The sequence below is a fragment of the Parasphingorhabdus sp. genome (assembly GCF_036963705.1).
Taxonomy (GTDB): Bacteria; Pseudomonadota; Alphaproteobacteria; order Sphingomonadales; family Sphingomonadaceae; genus Parasphingorhabdus.
Genome location: NZ_JBALUT010000153.1, coordinates 1 through 1,705 on the forward strand (window position 1 = coordinate 1; position 1,705 = coordinate 1,705).

A 1,705-nucleotide genomic window follows, 5' to 3' on the forward strand; every position below is an offset into this window, starting at 1 on the left:
TTTGACCGGGAATATATGCTGGTTCTGTCAGACTGGTCGCCGCTGGGCGGACACATGATTATGAAAAAGCTCAAGCAGCAGTCTGACTATTTCAATTATGACAAACAGACCTTTGCAAGTCTTCTGGCGGGAGAGGGGCAATCGCTGGAGCAACGCCTGAAATGGGGCAAGATGAGGATGTCGGCTGCCGACATCAGCGACGTAACCGGATCAACCTATTCATATATGGTCAACGGTCATGGCCCGCAGGAAAACTGGACCGGGCTGTTTCGGCCCGGTGAACGCGTGCGTTTGCGCATCGTCAATGCTTCTGCGATGTCGATTTTCAATGTGAGAATACCCGGACTAAAACTCGAAGTCGTCCAGGCTGATGGTCAAAATGTTGTTCCGGTGCAAACCGACGAATTGCAAATTTCTGTAGCAGAAACATATGATGTCATTGTGACGCCTACGGAAAACAAGGCATTCAATATCATCGGGGAGTCGGTGGACCGCTCAGGCATGGCCCGCGCAACCTTGGCACCCGCTGCCGGCATGGTCGTGCCGCTTCCAGCACTTCGCGAACGACCAACCTTGACAATGAAAGACATGGGCATGGGCGCAATGGGAGCGAAAACCGCTCCTATGGCGAATGACAAGCCGATGGACCATGCTGCGATGGGTCACGGCACCGAGGCGCCTGGAAGCACGGATATGGCTGGGATGGATATGCCCGGTATGGATATGGGCAGAAGCACAGACATGAGCGGAATGGACATGAGCGGCAGTGCCGCATCCATGAATATGCGCGATACCCGCAAACTGCCGCCAAAATCTGGAACCGGACCAGGAGTGGCCACGGTCGCGCCCATGCCAGTCGACCGGATTGGTGATCGCGGATTGGGCCTTGATGATGTGAAGCATGATGTGCTGGTATATACCGACCTAGTCGCGCTTGAACCTGGCAAGGACCGCCGCAGACCATCCAGAGAGCTGGAAATTCATCTCACTTCAAACATGGAACGATATATGTGGTCGCTCAACGGGAATAAATTTTCCGCAGTCACCGACGATCCTATCCGCTTTGCACGAAACGAGCGCGTCCGCGTGAAGCTGGTCAATGATACAATGATGTCACATCCTATCCATTTGCACGGCCATTTTTTCGAGCTTGTAAACGGACAATCCAACCAGCCGCGCAAACATACCGTCAATGTTCTACCCGGCGGATTTGTTCAGTTTGATCTCACAGCTGACGAACCAGGTGACTGGGCATTTCATTGCCATTTGCTTTACCATATGGAAGCGGGAATGTTTCAAGTCGTAACCGTTCGTCCTCTGGATGGAGACGCGGCATGAAATATATCACAGCAATCGCATTTTTGACCGTTCCTGGACCAGCCCTTGCGCAACATCAAGGCCATGACATGCAAATGCCGATGACAGAGCCGGCCAAAACCGAGCCCGCTCCAAAAACGCCCATGCAGATGCCTCAGACGGAAGATGATCTCACATCGGAAAACGCACCGGAAAGTGACGGGCAAAAACGGAAGCCAATGGACCATGGCCAGACGGCGGACCCCGCCAGCAACAAAATGGATTCCATGGACGGAATGTCTCCTGACATGGGTTCAATGCAGGATATGCCGCCTGTGAACCAGCCGCCGCCTGAAGCATTTTCAGGCCCCGACCACGCAGCAGACAAGTTTTACGGCAAAGAGAATAT

At 53.3% G+C, this 1,705-nt stretch carries 1 protein-coding gene and 1 pseudogene; both read left to right on the forward strand.

Features of this window, described 5'->3' with window-relative positions:
• The coding region (locus V7680_RS15590) for a copper resistance system multicopper oxidase (RefSeq protein ID WP_335654168.1) at window positions 1-1,338 on the forward strand (1,338 nt) is incomplete at its 5' end.
• Window positions 1,335-1,705: pseudogene (locus V7680_RS15595) on the forward strand (copper resistance protein B); the annotation flags it as partial. The gene V7680_RS15590 and the pseudogene V7680_RS15595, both read left to right, overlap by 4 nt.